The sequence below is a fragment of the Plantibacter sp. lyk4-40-MEA-4 genome (assembly GCF_030209415.1).
In the GTDB taxonomy this organism is placed as follows: Bacteria; Actinomycetota; Actinomycetes; order Actinomycetales; family Microbacteriaceae; genus Plantibacter; species Plantibacter flavus_A.
Genome location: NZ_JARVSA010000004.1, coordinates 156,065 through 172,263 on the forward strand (window position 1 = coordinate 156,065; position 16,199 = coordinate 172,263).

Below are 16,199 nucleotides of genomic sequence, written 5' to 3' on the forward strand. Positions count from 1 at the left end.
CCCACTCAGCGCGTCACTCCAGACGCGCCCGTCGCGTGGCCACGAAGGCACCTCCGAGGAGGAGCATCGTGGCGCCGAGTCCCCCGATCCACAGGCCGTCGAAGCCGGTGCTCGGCAGACCGGGGCGTGACCCCGGTGCGGCGGCGGCCACCGCGGTGACCGTGAAGGCGGTCGCCTCGCGGTCGAGCGGCAGGTCGCCGGTCACGGATCCGGAGAGCTCCACCCGGTGGGCACCCAGCTCGATCGACGAGTCGACCGGGAAGGTGAGGGTGGCGTTGCCGGAGGCGTCTGCGACGACGGGCGTCAGTGCGAACGGCGTCGAGAAGACGGTCGCCGAGACGGTCTCACCGGGCTCGAAGCCGGTGGCGTAGACCTCCTGGATCACGCCCGTGTCGCGGACGATCGTCGAGTACTTGACGGTCGCCAGGCGGTCGTCGCCGGCGTCGGTGTCACCATCGGCGTCAGCTGCGGTGTCGGCGTCGGTCGCCGTGTCCACGTCGGTCGCCGTGTCCGCGTCCGCCGCGGTGTCGGTGTCGACATCCGCGTTCAGGTCGACATCCACTCCGTCGGACGCTGCATCGGTGTCCGCCGCGGTGTCGGTGTCGGTGTCGGCGGCAGTGTCCGCGTCAGTGTCGGCAGCAGCATCCACGTCGGCTGCAGCATCAGTGTCCGCAGCAGCGTCGACATCAGCAGCAGCATCGGTGTCAGCAGCAGCATCGACATCAGCTGCGGCATCGGTGTCCGCAGCAGCATCCACGTCCGCAGCAGCATCCGTGTCAGCAGCAACGTCAGTGTCCGCATCAGCGTCCACGTCCGCAGCAGCGTCCGTGTCGGCAGCAGCATCCACGTCCGCAGCAGCGTCCGTGTCCGCAGCAGCATCCGTGTCGGCAGCAACGTCAGTGTCCGCATCAGCGTCCACATCGGCTGCGGCATCCGTGTCCGCAGCAGCGTCCACGTCCGCAGCAGCGTCCACGTCGGCCGCAGCATCAGCGTCAGCCGCGGCATCAGCATTCACATCGGAAGCAGCATCAGTGTCAGCCGCAGCATCCACATCGGCCGCAGCATCCGTGTCCGCAGCAGCATCCACATCGGCAGCAGCATCCGTGTCCGCAGCAGCATCCACGTCGGCAGCAGCGTCAGTGTCCGCAGCGGCATCCGTGTCGGCCGCGGCATCCACATCCGCAGCAGCGTCCACGTCCGCAGCAGCATCCACATCCGCAGCAGCATCCGCAGCAGCATCCGCATCCGTTGCAGCATCGGTGTCGGCAGCAGCGTCAGTGTCCGCAGCAGCGTCCACGTCCACGTCGGCGTCCACGTCGGCCGCGGCGTCGACGTCAGCAGCGGCGTCGACGTCGGCATCCGTGTCCACGTCGACCGCAGCGGCGTCGGTGTCAACGTCGACCGCTCCGTCCTCGATGGTGACGTCGGCCTCGGCCGGCGTCTCGGAGACGTCACCCTCGGCGGTCACCGTGACCGGTCCGGGCGTGTAGTCGTCCGGGATCGGCAGGTCCACGGTGAAGGAACCGTCAGGGTTCGTCACCACGGTGACGGACGGTGCGCCCGGGATGGACACCGTGACGGTCTCCCCACCGGCGAAGCCTGTCCCGTCGACCGTGACCGACTCACCCGGCAGGACCGACGACGGGTCGACCGTGATGGCCGTGTCGTACGCGAGGATCTCGATGATCGTCGTCGCCGGCTCGTTCGATGCAGCACCGAGTGCCGTCACCGTGACGTCGCCGAGCGCGTAGCCGTCGGGGACCGGCAGGGTCGCCGTGAAGCCGCCGCCGGCGTTCGTCACCTGCGTGACGACCGGAGCGCCCGGGATCGACACCGTGACCGTCTCGTTGGCTGCGAAGCCGGATCCGGTGATGACCGTCGTGTCACCGGCGATCAGTGCGTCCGGGGAAGCGGTGATGACGGGCGAGAACACGATGGCGGTGACCGTGACGGTCGCGGTGGCCGGAGCCTGCGACACCGCTCCCTCCGCCGTGACGACCAGCGGGCCGACCGGCGCATTCGCCGGAACGGTGATCCCGACCGAGAACTCACCGGCGCCGTTCGTCGTCGCCGGGACAGCGGTGCCGCCCGGGACCGAGACCGTGACGGACTCGTTCGCGGCGAAGCCGGTACCTGTGACGAGCGTCGCTCCGCCCGCCGTGACCGTGCTCGGGTCGGCGGTGATCGCCGTCTCGTAGGCCTCGACCGTGAGCTCCGCGTCGGCAGGCGTCGCCGAGCTCTCACCGACCGCGGTCACCGTGACCGGCCCGGCGGGCGTTCCGGCCGGCACCGGCAGGGTCGCGGTGAAGCCGCCGTCGCCGTCCGCCGTCACCACGACGGGGTCGCCGCCGGGGATCGAGACGCTGATCGATTCGTTCGGCTGGAAGCCGGTACCCGTGACCGTGGTGGTCTGGCCCGGGTTCACCGTGTCCGGCGTGAGGGTGATCGCCGTGTCGTAGACCGTGGCCTCGACCGTGACGGTGGTGGTCGCCTCGGTCGCCGAGACGACGCCGAGTGCCGTGACCGTGACCGGACCGACCGCGAAGCCCTGCGGGACGGCGAACGTCGTGGTGATCTCACCGTCGGCGTTCGAGGTGACCGTCACCGGCGCGAGGCCGGGGAAGGTGACCGTGACGCTCTCGCTCGGAGCGAAGCCGCTCCCCGAGATCTCCGTCGAGGTGCCGCCGGGGACCGTCGCCGGGTCGGCGGTGATCGTCGGTGTGTAGACCACGTCGACCGTGAGGTTCGTCGTCGCAGGCGTGTCGGACGTCGTCCCGAGCGCGGTCACGACGGCCACGCCCTCGGCGTAGCCGGCCGGCACGGGCAGCGACACCGAGATGGCGCCGGTCGCCGTCGCCGTGGTGGTCACCGGGTCGGCACCGGGGATCGAGACCGTGACGCTCTCGTTCGGTGCGAAGCCGGTGCCGGTGACGAGGGTGCTGGCACCCGCGACGACGGTGGCCGGGTCGGCGGCGATGGCCGTGACGTAGGTCGTGGCCTCGACGGTGAGCGTCGCCGTGGCGGGGGTCGCCGAGACGGCACCGGTGGCGGTGACGGTCACGGGTCCGAGCGGGAAGTCCACCGGGAGGTCGACGCTCACGGAGATCTCACCGTTGCCGTCAGCCGTGGTGGGGATCGGCGTCGCGATGCCCGGGACGGTGACGCTCACGGACTCGTTCGACGCGAAGCCGTCGCCGGTGACCGTGGTGCTGCCGCCAGGGGCGACCGTCGTCGGGTCGAGGGTGATCGAGGTCTCATAGGCCTCGACGGTGACCGTCGCGGTCGCATCCGTCGCGGAGACGGCGCCGGTCGCGGTCACGACGAGCGGTCCGGCCTCCGTGCCCGACGGGATCGGCAGGGCGGCGGTGAAGCCGCCGTCGCCGTTCGCCGTCACCACGACCGGTGTGCCACCGGGGATGGAGACCGAGACGGACTCGTTCGGTGCGAACCCGGTACCGGTGATCGTCGTCGAGGTGCCGGGGAGCAGCGTGTCCGGGTCGGCGGTGATCGCGGTCTCGTACGGCACCACGGTCACGTCGGCGTCGGCTGGCGTGTTCGACGTGTCACCGGTCGCGGTGATCGTCAGCGGACCCGCAGGCGTTCCGGCCGGGATCGTCACGGCCTGCGTGAAGTCGCCGTCGCCGTTCGTCGTCACGGTGACGGGGTCGCCGCCCGGGATCGTGATGGTGACGGTCTCGTTCGGTGCGAAGCCGGTGCCCGTGACGGTGGTGGTTCCGCCCGGGTTGACCGTCGTCGGATCCACCGTGATCGCCGTGTCGTACACGACCGCTTCGACGAGGACCGAGGTCTGCGCCGGCGTGAGCGACAGGGCGCCCGTGGCCGTGAACGTCACGGTCGCGGGGACGAAGTCCGCCGGGAAGGCGACCACCTGGCTGATCTCGCCGAGCCCGTTCGCCGTGGTCACGACGTCGTCGAAGCCGGGAGCCGAGATGGTCACCGATTCGTTCGCGACGTAGCCGGTGCCGGACAGGATCGTCGAGTCACCGGGGTTCAGCGTGGACGGCGTCGCGGTGAGCGTCGTGTCGAACGCCTCGACGGTGATCGTCGCGGTGGCAGGCGTGTTCGACACGGCTCCGACGGCCGTCACGACGACGGTGCCGGGGTCCGTGCCGGGCAGGATCGGCAGGATTGCGGTGATGTGGCCGTCGGGGCCGGCCTCCACCACGACGGGCGTGCCGCCGGGGATGGAGACGGAGACGGACTCGCCGGGCAGGAAGCCCGTTCCGGTGACGGTGGTGCTGCCGCCGGGGAGGAGCGTGTCGGGGTCGGCGGTGATCGCCGTGTCGTAGACCGTGGCCTCGACCGTGACCGTGGTCGTCGCCTCGGTTGCGGAGACGACGCCGAGGGCGGTGACCGTGACCGGACCGACCGTGAAGTTCTGCGGGACGTCGACGGTGGTCGTGATCTCACCGGCTGCGTTCGACGTGACGGTGATCGGGTCGAGGCCCGGGAAGGTGACCGTGACGCTCTCGCTCGGCGCGAAACCGGTGCCCGAGATCTCGGTGCTCGCACCGCCGGGGACCGTGGCCGGGTCGGCGGTGATCGTCGGGGTGTAGACGACGTCGACCGCGAGGTTGGTGGTGGCCGGGGTCTCGGAGACCTCGCCGAGGGCGGTCACGACGACCGTGCCCTCCGCGTAGTCCGCCGGGACCGGCAGCAAGACGGAGATGGTGCCGGTCGCCGATGCCTGTGTGGTGACCGCGGGCGCACCGGGGATGGAGACCGTGACGGTCTCATCGGGCTCGAAGCCGGTACCGGTGACGAGCGTGCTCTCCCCCGCGACGACGGTCGTCGGGTCGACCGTGATGGCCGTGACGTAGGTGGTCGCCTCGACGGTGAGCGTCGCCGTGGCCGGGGTGGCCGAGACGGCCCCGGTGGCGGTGACCGTGACGTCGCCCAGCGGGAAGTCCGCCGGCAGGGTGACACTGGCCGTGATCTCACCGTCGCCGTTCGCCGTGGTCGTCACGGGCGTGTCGAGGCCGGGGATGGTGACCTCGACGGACTCGAGCGGGACGAAGCCGGAACCGGTGACGAGCGTGCTGCCACCGGGGGCGATGGTCGCCGGGTCGAGCGCGATGTCGGTGTCGTAGGCCTCGACGGTGATGTCCGTCTCGGCCGGCGTCGCGGAGACCGCGCCGGTGGCGGTGACCGTGAGCTGGCCGGCAGGCGTACCCGACGGGATCGGCAGGACGGCCGTGAAGCCGCCGTCGCCGTCAGCCGTCACGACGACGGGCGTGCCGTCCGGGTAGGAGACGGAGACAGACTCGTTCGCGGCGAAGCCGGTGCCCGTGATGGTGGTCGAGTTGCCGGGGAGGAGCGAGGCCGGGTCGGCCGTGATGGCCGTGTCGTACGGCAGCACCTCGAGGTCGGCGGTCGCCGGGGTGGCCGACGTCTCACCGGTGGCGGTGACGACGACGGTCGCGGCGGGCGTGCCGTCGGGGACGGGCAGGTCGACGGTGAAGCCGCCGTCGCCGTCCGCATCGACGGTCACCGGGGTGCCGCCCGGGTAGCCGACGGTGACCGTCTCACCGGGCAGGAAGCCGGTGCCGGTCACCGTCGTGGTGTTCCCAGGGATGAGTGACGTCGGGTCGAGCGTGATGGCGGTGTCGTAGACCGTCGCAGTGACGGTGACGACGGTGGTCGCTTCGGTGGCGGACACGGCGCCGAGGGCGGTGACCGTGACGTCGCCGACCGCGAAGTCCTGCGGGACGGCGATGGGGGTGCCGATGGCGCCGAGTGCGGTGGCGGTGACGGTGATCGGCTCGAGTCCGGGGAACGTCACGACGACGTCCTCGCCGGGCGCGAAGCCGGCACCGTTGATGATCGTGGTCGTGCCGCCGGCGACCGTGGCCGGGACGGCGACGATCGACGTCTCGTAGACCACGGCGAGGTTGGTGGTGGCCGGGGTGTCGGACGTCTCGCCGAGCGCGGTCACGACGACCTGGCCTGCGGCGTAGTCGGCGGGGACGTCGAGCTCGACCGAGATCGTGCCGGTTCCGGTGGCCGTGGTGGTGACCGGGTCGACGCCGGGGATCGAGACGGAGACGGTCTCGCCCGAGGCGAAGCCGGTCCCGGTGATCGTCGTGGTCCCACCGGCGACGACACTGGCCGGGTCGGCGGTGATCGCGGTGACGTACTGGGTCGCCTCGACGGTGACCGTCGTGGTCGCCGGGCTGGCCGACGAGGCGCCGGTCGCCGTGACCGTCACGGGGCCGAGCGGGAAGTCCGCCGGGAGCGTGAGGCTGGCGGAGATGGTGCCGGTGCCCGTCGCGGTGGTGACGACCGGGTCGGCGACACCTGGGACGGTGATCGACACCGACTCGCCGGGCAGGAAGCCGGATCCGGTGATCGTGGTGCTGCCGCCGGGGGCGATCGTCGCCGGGTCGGCGGTGATGGCGGTCACGAAGGGGGCGACGACGAGGTCGGTGGTGGCCGGGGTGTCGGAGGTCGCGCCGGTGGCGGTGAACGTCAGGGTCGCCGGGGTGAAGCCGGCGGGGATCGCGACGCTCTGGATGATCACACCGGCGGCGTCCGACGTCGTGACGACCGGGTCGAGGCCGGGCGCGGTGATCGTAACCTGCTCGTTCGCCGCGAAGCCGGTGCCCTCGATCACGGTGGACTGGCCGGGATTGACGGTCGCCGGTGTGGCGGTGATCGCCGTGTCGTACACGACGAGCGTCCCGCGCACGGAGGACGACGCGAGGTTGACCGTCGCGAGCGAGATCGCCGGGACGAGGGAGATCTGCACGGCTCGGACGGTCGCCGATCCGTCACCGAGGTCGCCGGTCGCCGGCTGCACGTTCGCGGTGACGTCGGCGACGAGCCGCACGATGTTCAGGATGGGGCCGACGACGTTCGCGGCGAGACCGCCAGTGATGCCGTTCAGGGCGGTGTTGAGCGTTCCGACACCGGTGTAGGCCGTGGCGACCGTGTTCTTCACGAGGTTGAGGACGAGGTTGACCACGCCGTCGAGGGTGAGTCCGAGGGTCGCGAGGATCGGGTTCAGCACGTTCGGGAGGAGCCCCGCCGAGGTGAAGGCGGCGGTGCCGTTCTGGACGGCGCCGAGGGTCGAGTCGAGCGACAGGGAGATGACGGGGACCTGGGTGACGACGACGTTCGTCGTCACGTTGCCGGTGACCTGGATGCGCGTGCCGTCGACGGCTGCCTGGACGGCGGCTGACACGGCCGTGACCTGCGCGGTGACGGCCGACGTGATCGCGGCGGCGATGGCGGCGCCGATCGGGCCGGACAGCAGGGAGGTGTTCGGCGGCAGGTCGTTGAGGTCCGGCAGGTTCGGGTCGTTCGCGAGGAGGGTCGCGAGGTCGACCGTCACCGCGCCGGTGAGCAGGTTGACGGAGACACCGGTCGCCGCAGACTGCGACGCCTGCGTGGTGAGGATGCCGTTGACGACGGTCGCGAGGTTCGGCGGGGTGACCGTCGCCGTCGCGCTCACGCGGAGGACGCCGATGAGGTTCGCGTTCAGCGCCGTGTTGAGCGCCGAGGTGAGCCCGTTGAGCGTGGTCTGCAGCGGTGGGAGGAGGCCGGTCACCTGTGTCCCGACGTTCTGCACGAGGGGGCTCTGGAACGTGAGCGTCGCACCCGCGATCTGGTAGTCGGGAACGGCCGTGGCGCCGTCCGTCTGCGAGATCGTGGAGGCGAGGGCGCCGAGGCTGAGCGAGAGGTCGCTGAGGACACCGCCGGTCGGGGTTCCGACCCGGCCGAGCAGGCCGGTGAGGTCGAGGTCCGCGTCGGCCGGCGGGGCGTCGGGTCCGCCGATGGACACACCGCCCTGGTCGGTGACGGCGCCGGACCCGGCGAGCGCGTCGCCGTTGTCGGCAGCTGCGCCGTACTGGGCGACCGCGCCGAGTTCGATCACGCCGTTCGTGCCGAAGAGCTGGAGGGAGTCACCGAGGTCGACGCCGAGGGTGTTGAGGACCTCTACCGAGAGCGGGTTCGCAGCGACCGGGTGCACCCCGCTGGGGTTCTCCGCTCGGGCGCCGTTGACGGCGGCGAGGGTGTCCAGGTTGATCCCGGCCGCCTGCCCGCCGAGGAACCGGCCGAGGCCGTCGGAGACGTCGGTGGGGGCGGCGACCGCAGCGGTCGTCGTCGATCCCATGGCGATGACCGTGCCGACCACGGCCATGGCCGCGACCTTCCAGGCACGGCCACGGCCGAAGTTGCTTCGCTGCTGTTCCCCCACGGCGGAACCCTTTCGTCGGTGCACGGGCGGGCCCGCGTCTGGCGTCGATCCCGGCCAATCTAGAGCCGGACATCCCTGTCCCCCAGAGGTGGGACAGCAACCCGGGTAGTGCCGGGGCCGAAACCGGTATTCCGCCCTCCCTGGGCGGGGCGTGGGAGGTTTCCCCCGGTGGTTACGAGGTATTCCCCACGTGGGGTACGTAGTTTCTACTGAGAACACCCAGCTAGGGCTCTCCAAGTGCTCAGGGAGTCCGGATAATGGGGGACAGATCCAATGGAGGGTCCCGTCGGACGGAGGGTCAGTACCGCTGAGCAGGGGTGGCGATACGACGATCGGACGACGGATCTCGCTGGACGACGGAGCTTGAGGGGGCTGCGATGGAAGAGCAGGTTGAGACCGCATCGGTGCGGGGGCGACAGCACCGTTTCGACGAGCGAGCCCTGCCATGACCGCCCGCTCTCCGCGATACGCGGGCGGCTCCCGGTCGGCCGGGTCGCCGATGCGACGGACGGCCGAGTTCCGGCAGGCCGCGTCGCGGGCGCCGGCCCAGCAGAGTAGTCGGGAGGCCGCGATCGCCCGGGTCGCAGCGCTCATCGAACGCCGTACGAGCACGCTGCTCGTCGGCCCCCACGGCTACGGCAAGACCTTCACGGCCGACACGATCGGCGGGCGCATGCAGCGTGCAGGTCGTGCCGTCGTCCGCCTGTCCGGGACGGCGGCCGACGCGTCGCACCTCTTGAGCGACTGGCGGACCGCCCCGAGCGGCTCGGTCTTCATCATCGACGACGGCGCCGGTCTCCAGGCGGGCGGCCTGTCCGACCTCGTCGACCTCACCAGGTCACGCGAGCACGTGGCACTCGTCACGCTCGAACAGGAGCGCGCCGGGCTGCCGAGCGCCTCCGACGATTCGGCGCAGCGGCTGCTCTCGGTCTGGCGAGGCGGATCGCTCACCCGGATCGACCTCCCGGCGCTCGACGGGTTCGAGGCCTCGGCGCTCGCCGATGCCGCCGCGGACGACGCCGTCCTGGACGACATGGCGAAAGCCGTCATCGTGCGACTCAGCAACGGCTCACCGCGCCTCGTCCACGAGCTCACCAAGGACGCCCTCGAGACGGGCGGTGAGTTCTACCTGCCGCGCAGCATCCTGTCGCTCGGGGTGGCCGGTGTCTCACCGCGCATCCACGACCTCACCGATCCGCAGCTCTCCCGCCTCGACGACGAGGGCCGCTACGCCCTCGTGATGCTCGCGAAGCTCGGGCCGGTCCCCTACTCGCGCGCGGCCCGGCTGATCGGCGAACACGAGCTGCACACCCTCTTGCGGCTGGGCCTGGCGCGCAATGACGGGTCAGGGCAGGACCGGATCGTCGCCGACGAGCTGCACGCCTGGTCGGCGTTGGCCGAGTGGCGGCACGGCGGTCGGCTGCGCCCGCACGACCGGGTCCAGCGCACGCTGATCGCGGACCTCCGTGCGGGGAGCCGACTGACACCGAACGAGTCGTTCATCCTCGGCCGGTATTGGTTGTCCGCGGACGACGACCGCTTCGACCACGGGTTCGAGGCCGTCACGATGGCGCGGGTCTATCTGGACGCGGCGCACGTCGCGAACGTCGCCGGGCTCGCCGCGGACGGCCAGCTGCTCGCGGCTCGTGCCTTCACCTGGCGCCCCTCCGTGAGCGCGGCGCTGCAGCAGTCGAGATCGCTCGCCATGCTCGGCGACGTCGACGGTGCACAACGCGTGCTCGACGTCGGTCCCGATGCGGATTCCGACGAGGACATCCGGGCCGAGGTACTGAGCTGGCGTGCGACGCTGGACCGCTGGGGCGACCGGACGTGCGCGCAGGTGCTCACCGAACGAGCCGAGTACAGCCGTGCGCTCACGCGGCGCATCGAGATGGTCGAGCTGTGGCGGCAACAGACCGATCCGGGACCGACCGAGAGCGACGGCCTGTACGAGGGCGTCCTCCAGGACGACACCGCGCCGCAGTCCTCGAGACTCTACGCGGGCGCGGCACTCCTCAGCCGACGCGGCCTGCACGCGACGCCGACCGAGCTCCGCGAGTTCCTCCACGCCGGCGATGCGGTGTACCGCCGGGTGCCCTACAACGCCGCACGACCGCTGTCCCACGCGATGCGCGACGCGAGCGCGATGTACGTCCTCTCGGCCGGCACGATCCGGCTCCTGACCGGCCTGTCCTGGGCCGGCTTCGCGCGGTACATCGACGAGTTCGCCGAGCGTGCGGAGCGTGGGACCGGTCGCCTGGCGACGACCGATCAGTGCATCGTCGGACTGCTGGGCGCCCAGCTCGCGTTCTTCGACGGCAGACCCGAGCGAGCGCTGGCGGACCTGCGGGTCGTCGAGCGCATGCTCGACTCGACGGTCCCGCCCGACGTCCACGCGCACGCCTCGCTCATCCTCATCGGAGCGCTCGCGCAGACGGGACAACTCGATGAGGCGATGGAGCGGCGCACCGGCGAGGACCGGCGACTCATCGCGTCGTCCTCCGTCCTCTCCTACCTCGCCGACATCGCGGACTTCAGCCTCCTGCTCGCCGACGGCAACCTGACGGCTGCCAAGCTGCAGTTGCACCACATGGCCGAGTCCGGCTCGAATCCGCTGACCGAACGGCTCTACTCCGCGTGCCTGGCCTCCGTGGTCGGCACGGATGCAGCGGAGGCGTTCTCCTGGGTGGCCGACGCGAGGGACAGCGAGAAGACGCCGCTGCAGGGCGCGCTGTTCCTCCTCTGCGATGCCGGTGCAGCGGGTGATGCGAGCCGGGTGGAGGAAGCCGCGTGCTCGCTCGAAGCGGTGGGAGCCCGGCATCGGGCCATCGGAGCCCACCAGCTCGCTGCGCGCCTGCACACGGAACAGGGACGTCCGCACCACGCCCGTCGCTGCGCCGAGCGCGTCGCCGGGCTGTCGGAGCAGCCGACCGGACCGCTCGTCGACCTCGCTCCGGAGCACGCTGTCCCGGTCTCCACCGCGGAGAGCTTCGGCTCGCCGCGCGGATCGGCGGCCTCAGCGCCGCCCACGCCGGACGACGCGCTCGAGGTCGACCGGCCCACCGCCCATGCACCTCTCGCCTACATCCCCTTCGACCAGACCATGCACCGGGACGGACCGCCCGCCGACGTGAGCTCGCTCACTCGACGCGAGTTGGAGGTGGCGCACCTCATCGCCCAGGGATTGAGCAACCAGGAGATCGCGACCCGCCTGTTCCTCAGCGTCCGGACGGTCGAGTCGCACGTCCTGCAGGCGCGGACGAAGCTCGGCGCCGGCCGTCGGCGCGACCTGGGCCGGATCGTCATGCAGTCAGGGCAGCGCGAGGCGTGACCGAGCCGGACCGCGGGCGTCATCCGCACGCGGGTCGGAGCCGCCGATCTCGGTAGTCCTGCCGCGCTCCGCCACGGATCCCAGTACCCCACTACTGGTTACAACAGACACCCGGCTGCCTATCGTCCTGAGAGTGTCGCGAGACGCGCGGAGACCGTCTCCGCACGCCCGACACCTGTGGTGACGTCAGCCGTCACCGACGGACTTCAGGGGGCTTCCATGACCATCGACACCAGCACCGAGGCCCCAGCGGCCGCCGGCACCGAGACACCCGTGCGCGGACTGCGCAGCAAGCGGGCGAAGGCGATCCTCGCCGGCGGCCTCGTGCTCGGCGTCGGTGCGGCGATCACGCTCGCGGCCTGGAACGATTCCGAGTTCGCGACCGGGATCTTCGCCGGTGGTGGGTTCGGCATCGAGGGCAGCACGGACGGCACCGCCTTCACCGAACACCCGACCGAGGCGGCGGCCGCCCCGCTCACCTTCGCGGTGGAAGCCGACAACCTGGCACCCGAAGAGCCCGTCTACGCCGGCTTCGCCGTCCAGCTGACCGCCGCGTCGACGTACGCCGGCACGGTGGACATCACGGCCACGAGCGGAGCCGCCATCGCCTCCTCGCTCAGCTACTCCGTCGTGGAGACCACCACGTTCGGCTGCGACGCCACGAGCTTCGCCGCCGGTGACCCACTCGTGACGGACGCCGCGACCACGTCGAGCACGGCCGCGGACATCTTCACACTGGGTGCGGTCACGACCCCGGTGTTCCTCTGCTTCCAGGTCACACCGTCCGCGACGCTGCCGCAGTCGTCGCCGAGCGGCACCGTGGTCTGGGAGTTCGCAGCCGAGTCCACCACTCCGCTGCCGTAACCCGCGGCGAGACGGCGATCATGGGACGACACACTCCGGCGATGGGGAGACACCACCGCACCGATCGACGACGGAGCACGTCGCGCTATACGAAGGCCAGAGCGGCCCTCGCAGCCGCGCTCGTGCTGGGCGTCGGGACCTCGCTCACCCTCGCCGCGTGGAGCGACGACGAGTTCGGAACGGCGACCTTCGCGGCCAGCACCTTCGCCGTGGAGTCGCAGACCTCGTCGTCGACCTGGGCGGCTCACGAGGCGGCGAACCCCGCCACGCTGGTCTTCAACGCGACCGCCATGTCGCCGGGGTTGTCGCAGTTCGCCTTCATCGACATCCGCACGACCGCCGCGACGAACATCGGTGGGACGGCGGCGCTGTCCGCGGTCTCGGCGGCGACGGGCACCCTCCTGCCACAGCTCGAGTACCGCGTCGTCACGACGGCGGCGGGCACGGCCTGCAACGCCGCCGCGTTCACCTCGGCGACCGTCCCCGCCTACACCGCGTCGTTGTCAACGGGCACGGCTCCGCCGACGGCGACCGGAGCACTCACGGCGGCCGGCGGTTCGACGGTGCGCTTCTGCTTCGACGTGCGGGTGAAGGCGGGCACGGCCTCCAGCTTCCAGGGTGGAACGGCGTCGGCGACGTGGCAGTTCACCAGTACCTCCAGTTCCTGATCGGAGCACCGTGACCCGACCCTCCTCGGAAGCGATCGACGCCACCGAGCGGCAGCAGCCCCGCCGCTCGGTGGCGTCGATCGTCGGAGACACCCTGCTCAACCTCGCCGCCGTCGGAGGGGTGGTCTGCATCGTGCTCGTCATCCTCGCGACCTGCTTCAACGTGACCCTCATCATGTTCAAGACCGGTTCCATGAGCCCGACGATCCCCACCGGCTCACTCGCGCTCGTCCGCGAGATCCCGGCATCCGACATCGCGGTCGGCGACGTCGTGACAGTCGACCGCGCCGGCCAGCTGCCCGTCACCCACCGCGTCACCTCGGTGAGCGGCGGCGTCGACACCGCAGGACCACAACGCACGATCACCATGCAGGGCGACGCGAACCGGTCGGAGGACCCCGAGCCGTACACGGTCTCGACGGTCCGCCTCGTGCTCGCCTCGGTGCCCGGGCTCGCGTACCTCGTCGTGTGGTTGTCCAACCCGTGGGTCCTCGGCGGACTGACGCTCAGCTGTTCGGCCCTCGTCATGTGGGCGTTCTGGCCGCGCTCGGATCGCAAGCGCCCGCCGGGTGGTGAGGGAGGAGCGGGCGGCGGCGGTCGTCCTGCTCCGCGGCGCCGCTCGACCGCTGCCGGTGCCGACGGAGCCGGACCACGACCGGCTCGCCACGCCGCGCTCCGCTGCTCACCGGTCGCCCTGCTCCTCGGAGCCGGCCTCGCGATCGGCGGCGCCGCTCCTGCCCACGCCGAGCCGACGATGGACGTCATCGCCGGCGAGGCGGTCGTGCTCACCTCGATCGGCGACCCGTCGGCCATGCGGTCCCTCACCCCGGGTCGGTCGACGCCCTGGGAGGTGGGCATCACGACCAAGCCGGAGGCGACACCGGGCTCCATCGACGTGACCATGGTCGGCTCGGGCTCGACAGAGCTCGGACTCGTCATGGCGGTCGACGCCTGTTCCGTCCGCTGGACCGCAGCCGGCTGCGTCGGCACCGTCACCCACTTGTTCGACGAGATGGCGGTGCCCGTCGACGGTGTCGAGCGCGCGGTCCTTTCGATGAGGAGCACCGAGGCGTGGTGGCTGAAGTTCGACGTCCGGATGCCGTCCGGCGCAGCGGTGGCGAACGCCTCGGTCGCACTCACGGTCACGGCGGAGGGCGTCGGTGACGACCTCTCGGTCTCGCCCGGCCCGATCACCACGCTCCCCCGCACCGGCGCGAGCATCGAATTCGCGGTCTGGGCGGCAGCGGGGGCGATCCTGATCGGTCTCGTCGGTGCGTGGTTCGGTGCGCTGCGTCAGCACTCGCGCTCCGCGAGGAGCGCTCGATGAGACCAGCGCGGTCAAGACACGTCGCGGCGGTCGTCCTCGCGACCACGGTCGCGCTCGTCGCGGCTCCTGCTCCGCAACCGGTGGAGGCCGCATGGCAGGACGCCGAGTCGGGTGCCGCGACGTTCGCCGCACTGAGCATCCCCAAGCCTGTCTACCTTGCCGGAGCAAGCGGGTGCTCCATCTCGACGACGTCGGTGCTCGGCGTCGGACTGGTCATCAACTCCTACACCCTGACGTTCGCCATGCCGGAGGGGTATGGCGCGGCGGACATCCAAGTCGGCGGCGGGAACACGTCGTCCACGATCGCCCTCGCCTCGGCGGCGGTCACACCGGCCGCGACCTCGCCGACGCCGAACCCGACGAGGCAGTACTCGATCACCTTCAACCGCGCTCTACTCGACGGACTGCTCACCGGCCTGCTCGGTGGGTCCGGCTATCTCGGCGTCCGCGTGGCGCCGTCGAGCCTGATCGTCCCGCCGCTCGCTCGAGACACGATCTGGACGTCGCCGTGGGCCGTCGTGCAGGTGGGGACAGGACTCCTCGGCACGAACCCGACGTGTGCCGTCATCGGGTGAGGCGCGCCGGACCGGACGATTCTCTGACGATCAGCTCGAACCCGGCGCGCACCCGGCGCCCCGGCCCGACGTGTCCGGCCACGCGTTCGACCAGCATGGCGACGGCCTCGCGGGCGATGGCCTCCTTGTCGGGCGCGACCGTCGTCAGTGACCGCATCGCGTACCGGCCGTCCTCGATGTCGTCGAAGCCGACCACGGCGAGGTCGTGCGGGATGTCGACGCCGCGATCCCACGCCGCACGCATCGCGCCGAGCGCCATGAGGTCGTTGAAGCAGAACACGCCGTCCGGGGGATCGCCGGCGTCGAGCATCTCGCCCATGACGGCCGCACCACTCGCGCGATCGTATTCCCCTTCGGCCATATACCGGTTCGGGTTGAGGCCAGCCTCCCGCATCGCCCTCGTGAACCCGTCCACGCGCTGCTTCGCGGTGCCCGTGGAATGGGCCTGCCGACCGATGGCGCCGATGCGCGTGCATCCGCGTTCGATGAGGTGCCTGGTCGCCAGGTAGGCCGCCTCGGTACCGTCGATGGCGACGTGGTCCGCGCTCGCGCCATAGTCGCGCTCGCCGAGCAGGACGATCGGCTGCGTCGCGGCGGCGGCTTCGACGTCGGCGGCCGTGAGGTTGAGGGCGTTGAGCAGCACGCCGTCGAACGTCGAGGACACCGCTCCCCCGGTGAGCACCGCGCGCTCCCGTTCCGGATCGCCGTTCGTCTGGTCGACGACGAGGGTGAGCGAGCGTTTCGTGAGTTCAGGGATGAGGCAGCGGGCGAGGTCGGAGAAGTACGGCACATCGAGCTCGGGGACGACGAGCGCGATGAGTCCACTGCGGTTGTTGCGGAGCCCCCGCGCGTGCGGATTGGGCCGATAGCCGAGCTCGTCGATGACCGCCTGCACGCGCCTGCGGGTCTCGGCGCCGACCCGCCCCGGCAGGTTCACGACATCCGAAACCGTCCGCTGGGAGACACCGGCCGCCTGCGCGACATCCCGTGCGGTCACTGCCATCCGTGCCTCCCCGTCGGTCGCGCACGCTCCACCGTGCGTCCGTCCTGACGCAAGCGTAGCGACTCCACGACGTCCGGATCATCGCGGCAAGCGTTTTCCAACTGCGTCTTGTGCTACGTAGCACAAGCCGTTAGCGTGTCTCCCTGTCAGCACGGTCGCAGCGAGTCGAAGGAGATGCGCAGCATGTTCGAGAGCCCACCACCCATCACC

The 16,199-nt window shown here is 71.1% G+C and carries 7 protein-coding genes; 5 read left to right on the forward strand and 2 right to left on the reverse strand.

Features of this window, described 5'->3' with window-relative positions:
* Nucleotides 1-13: 13 nt before the first annotated feature.
* Nucleotides 14-8,221, reverse strand: a complete 8,208-nt coding sequence (locus QRN44_RS08910) for a choice-of-anchor G family protein (RefSeq protein ID WP_285038910.1) — start codon at nucleotides 8,219-8,221, stop codon at nucleotides 14-16.
* Nucleotides 8,222-8,666: 445 nt separating this feature from the next.
* Between QRN44_RS08910 and QRN44_RS08915 the strand changes: the two genes are divergently transcribed.
* The 5 genes from QRN44_RS08915 to QRN44_RS08935 all read left to right on the forward strand — a co-directional run bounded on the left by QRN44_RS08915 (nucleotide 8,667) and on the right by QRN44_RS08935 (nucleotide 14,986).
* Nucleotides 8,667-11,552 (forward strand): helix-turn-helix transcriptional regulator, encoded by a 2,886-nt coding sequence (locus QRN44_RS08915; protein WP_285038911.1) that lies wholly within the window; start codon nucleotides 8,667-8,669, stop codon nucleotides 11,550-11,552.
* Between the two features lie 219 nt (nucleotides 11,553-11,771).
* Nucleotides 11,772-12,416: a SipW-dependent-type signal peptide-containing protein gene (locus tag QRN44_RS08920; protein ID WP_285038912.1), complete on the forward strand. Its 645-nt coding sequence runs from the start codon at nucleotides 11,772-11,774 to the stop codon at nucleotides 12,414-12,416.
* 41 nt (nucleotides 12,417-12,457) lie between these two features.
* Nucleotides 12,458-13,084 carry a SipW-dependent-type signal peptide-containing protein gene (locus tag QRN44_RS08925; protein WP_121293906.1) on the forward strand — a complete coding sequence of 209 codons (627 nt, stop codon included), beginning with the start codon at nucleotides 12,458-12,460 and terminating at the stop codon, nucleotides 13,082-13,084.
* Nucleotides 13,085-13,094: 10 nt separating this feature from the next.
* Nucleotides 13,095-14,411, forward strand: a complete 1,317-nt coding sequence (locus QRN44_RS08930; protein ID WP_285038913.1) for a signal peptidase I — start codon at nucleotides 13,095-13,097, stop codon at nucleotides 14,409-14,411.
* Nucleotides 14,408-14,986 (forward strand): hypothetical protein, encoded by a 579-nt coding sequence (locus tag QRN44_RS08935; RefSeq protein ID WP_285038914.1) that lies wholly within the window; start codon nucleotides 14,408-14,410, stop codon nucleotides 14,984-14,986. The genes QRN44_RS08930 and QRN44_RS08935 overlap by 4 nt, the downstream gene beginning before the upstream one ends.
* Here QRN44_RS08935 and QRN44_RS08940 read toward each other — a convergent pair.
* Complete coding sequence (locus tag QRN44_RS08940; protein WP_285038915.1) at nucleotides 14,976-15,989, reverse strand: LacI family DNA-binding transcriptional regulator; 1,014 nt, start codon at nucleotides 15,987-15,989, stop codon at nucleotides 14,976-14,978. The two genes, QRN44_RS08935 and QRN44_RS08940, sit on opposite strands and share 11 nt — an antisense overlap.
* Nucleotides 15,990-16,199: the final 210 nt, after the last annotated feature.

Excerpts from the sequence above, each read along its gene's own strand:
- QRN44_RS08940 (WP_285038915.1), bottom strand. The coding sequence starts at position 15,989 with ATGGCAGTGACCGCACGGGATGTCGCGCAGGCGGCCGGTGTCTCCCAG.
- QRN44_RS08935 (WP_285038914.1), top strand. The coding sequence starts at position 14,408 with ATGAGACCAGCGCGGTCAAGACACGTCGCGGCGGTCGTCCTCGCGACC.
- QRN44_RS08920 (WP_285038912.1), top strand. The coding sequence starts at position 11,772 with ATGACCATCGACACCAGCACCGAGGCCCCAGCGGCCGCCGGCACCGAG.
- QRN44_RS08915 (WP_285038911.1), top strand. The coding sequence starts at position 8,667 with ATGACCGCCCGCTCTCCGCGATACGCGGGCGGCTCCCGGTCGGCCGGG.
- QRN44_RS08925 (WP_121293906.1), top strand. The coding sequence starts at position 12,458 with ATGGGGAGACACCACCGCACCGATCGACGACGGAGCACGTCGCGCTAT.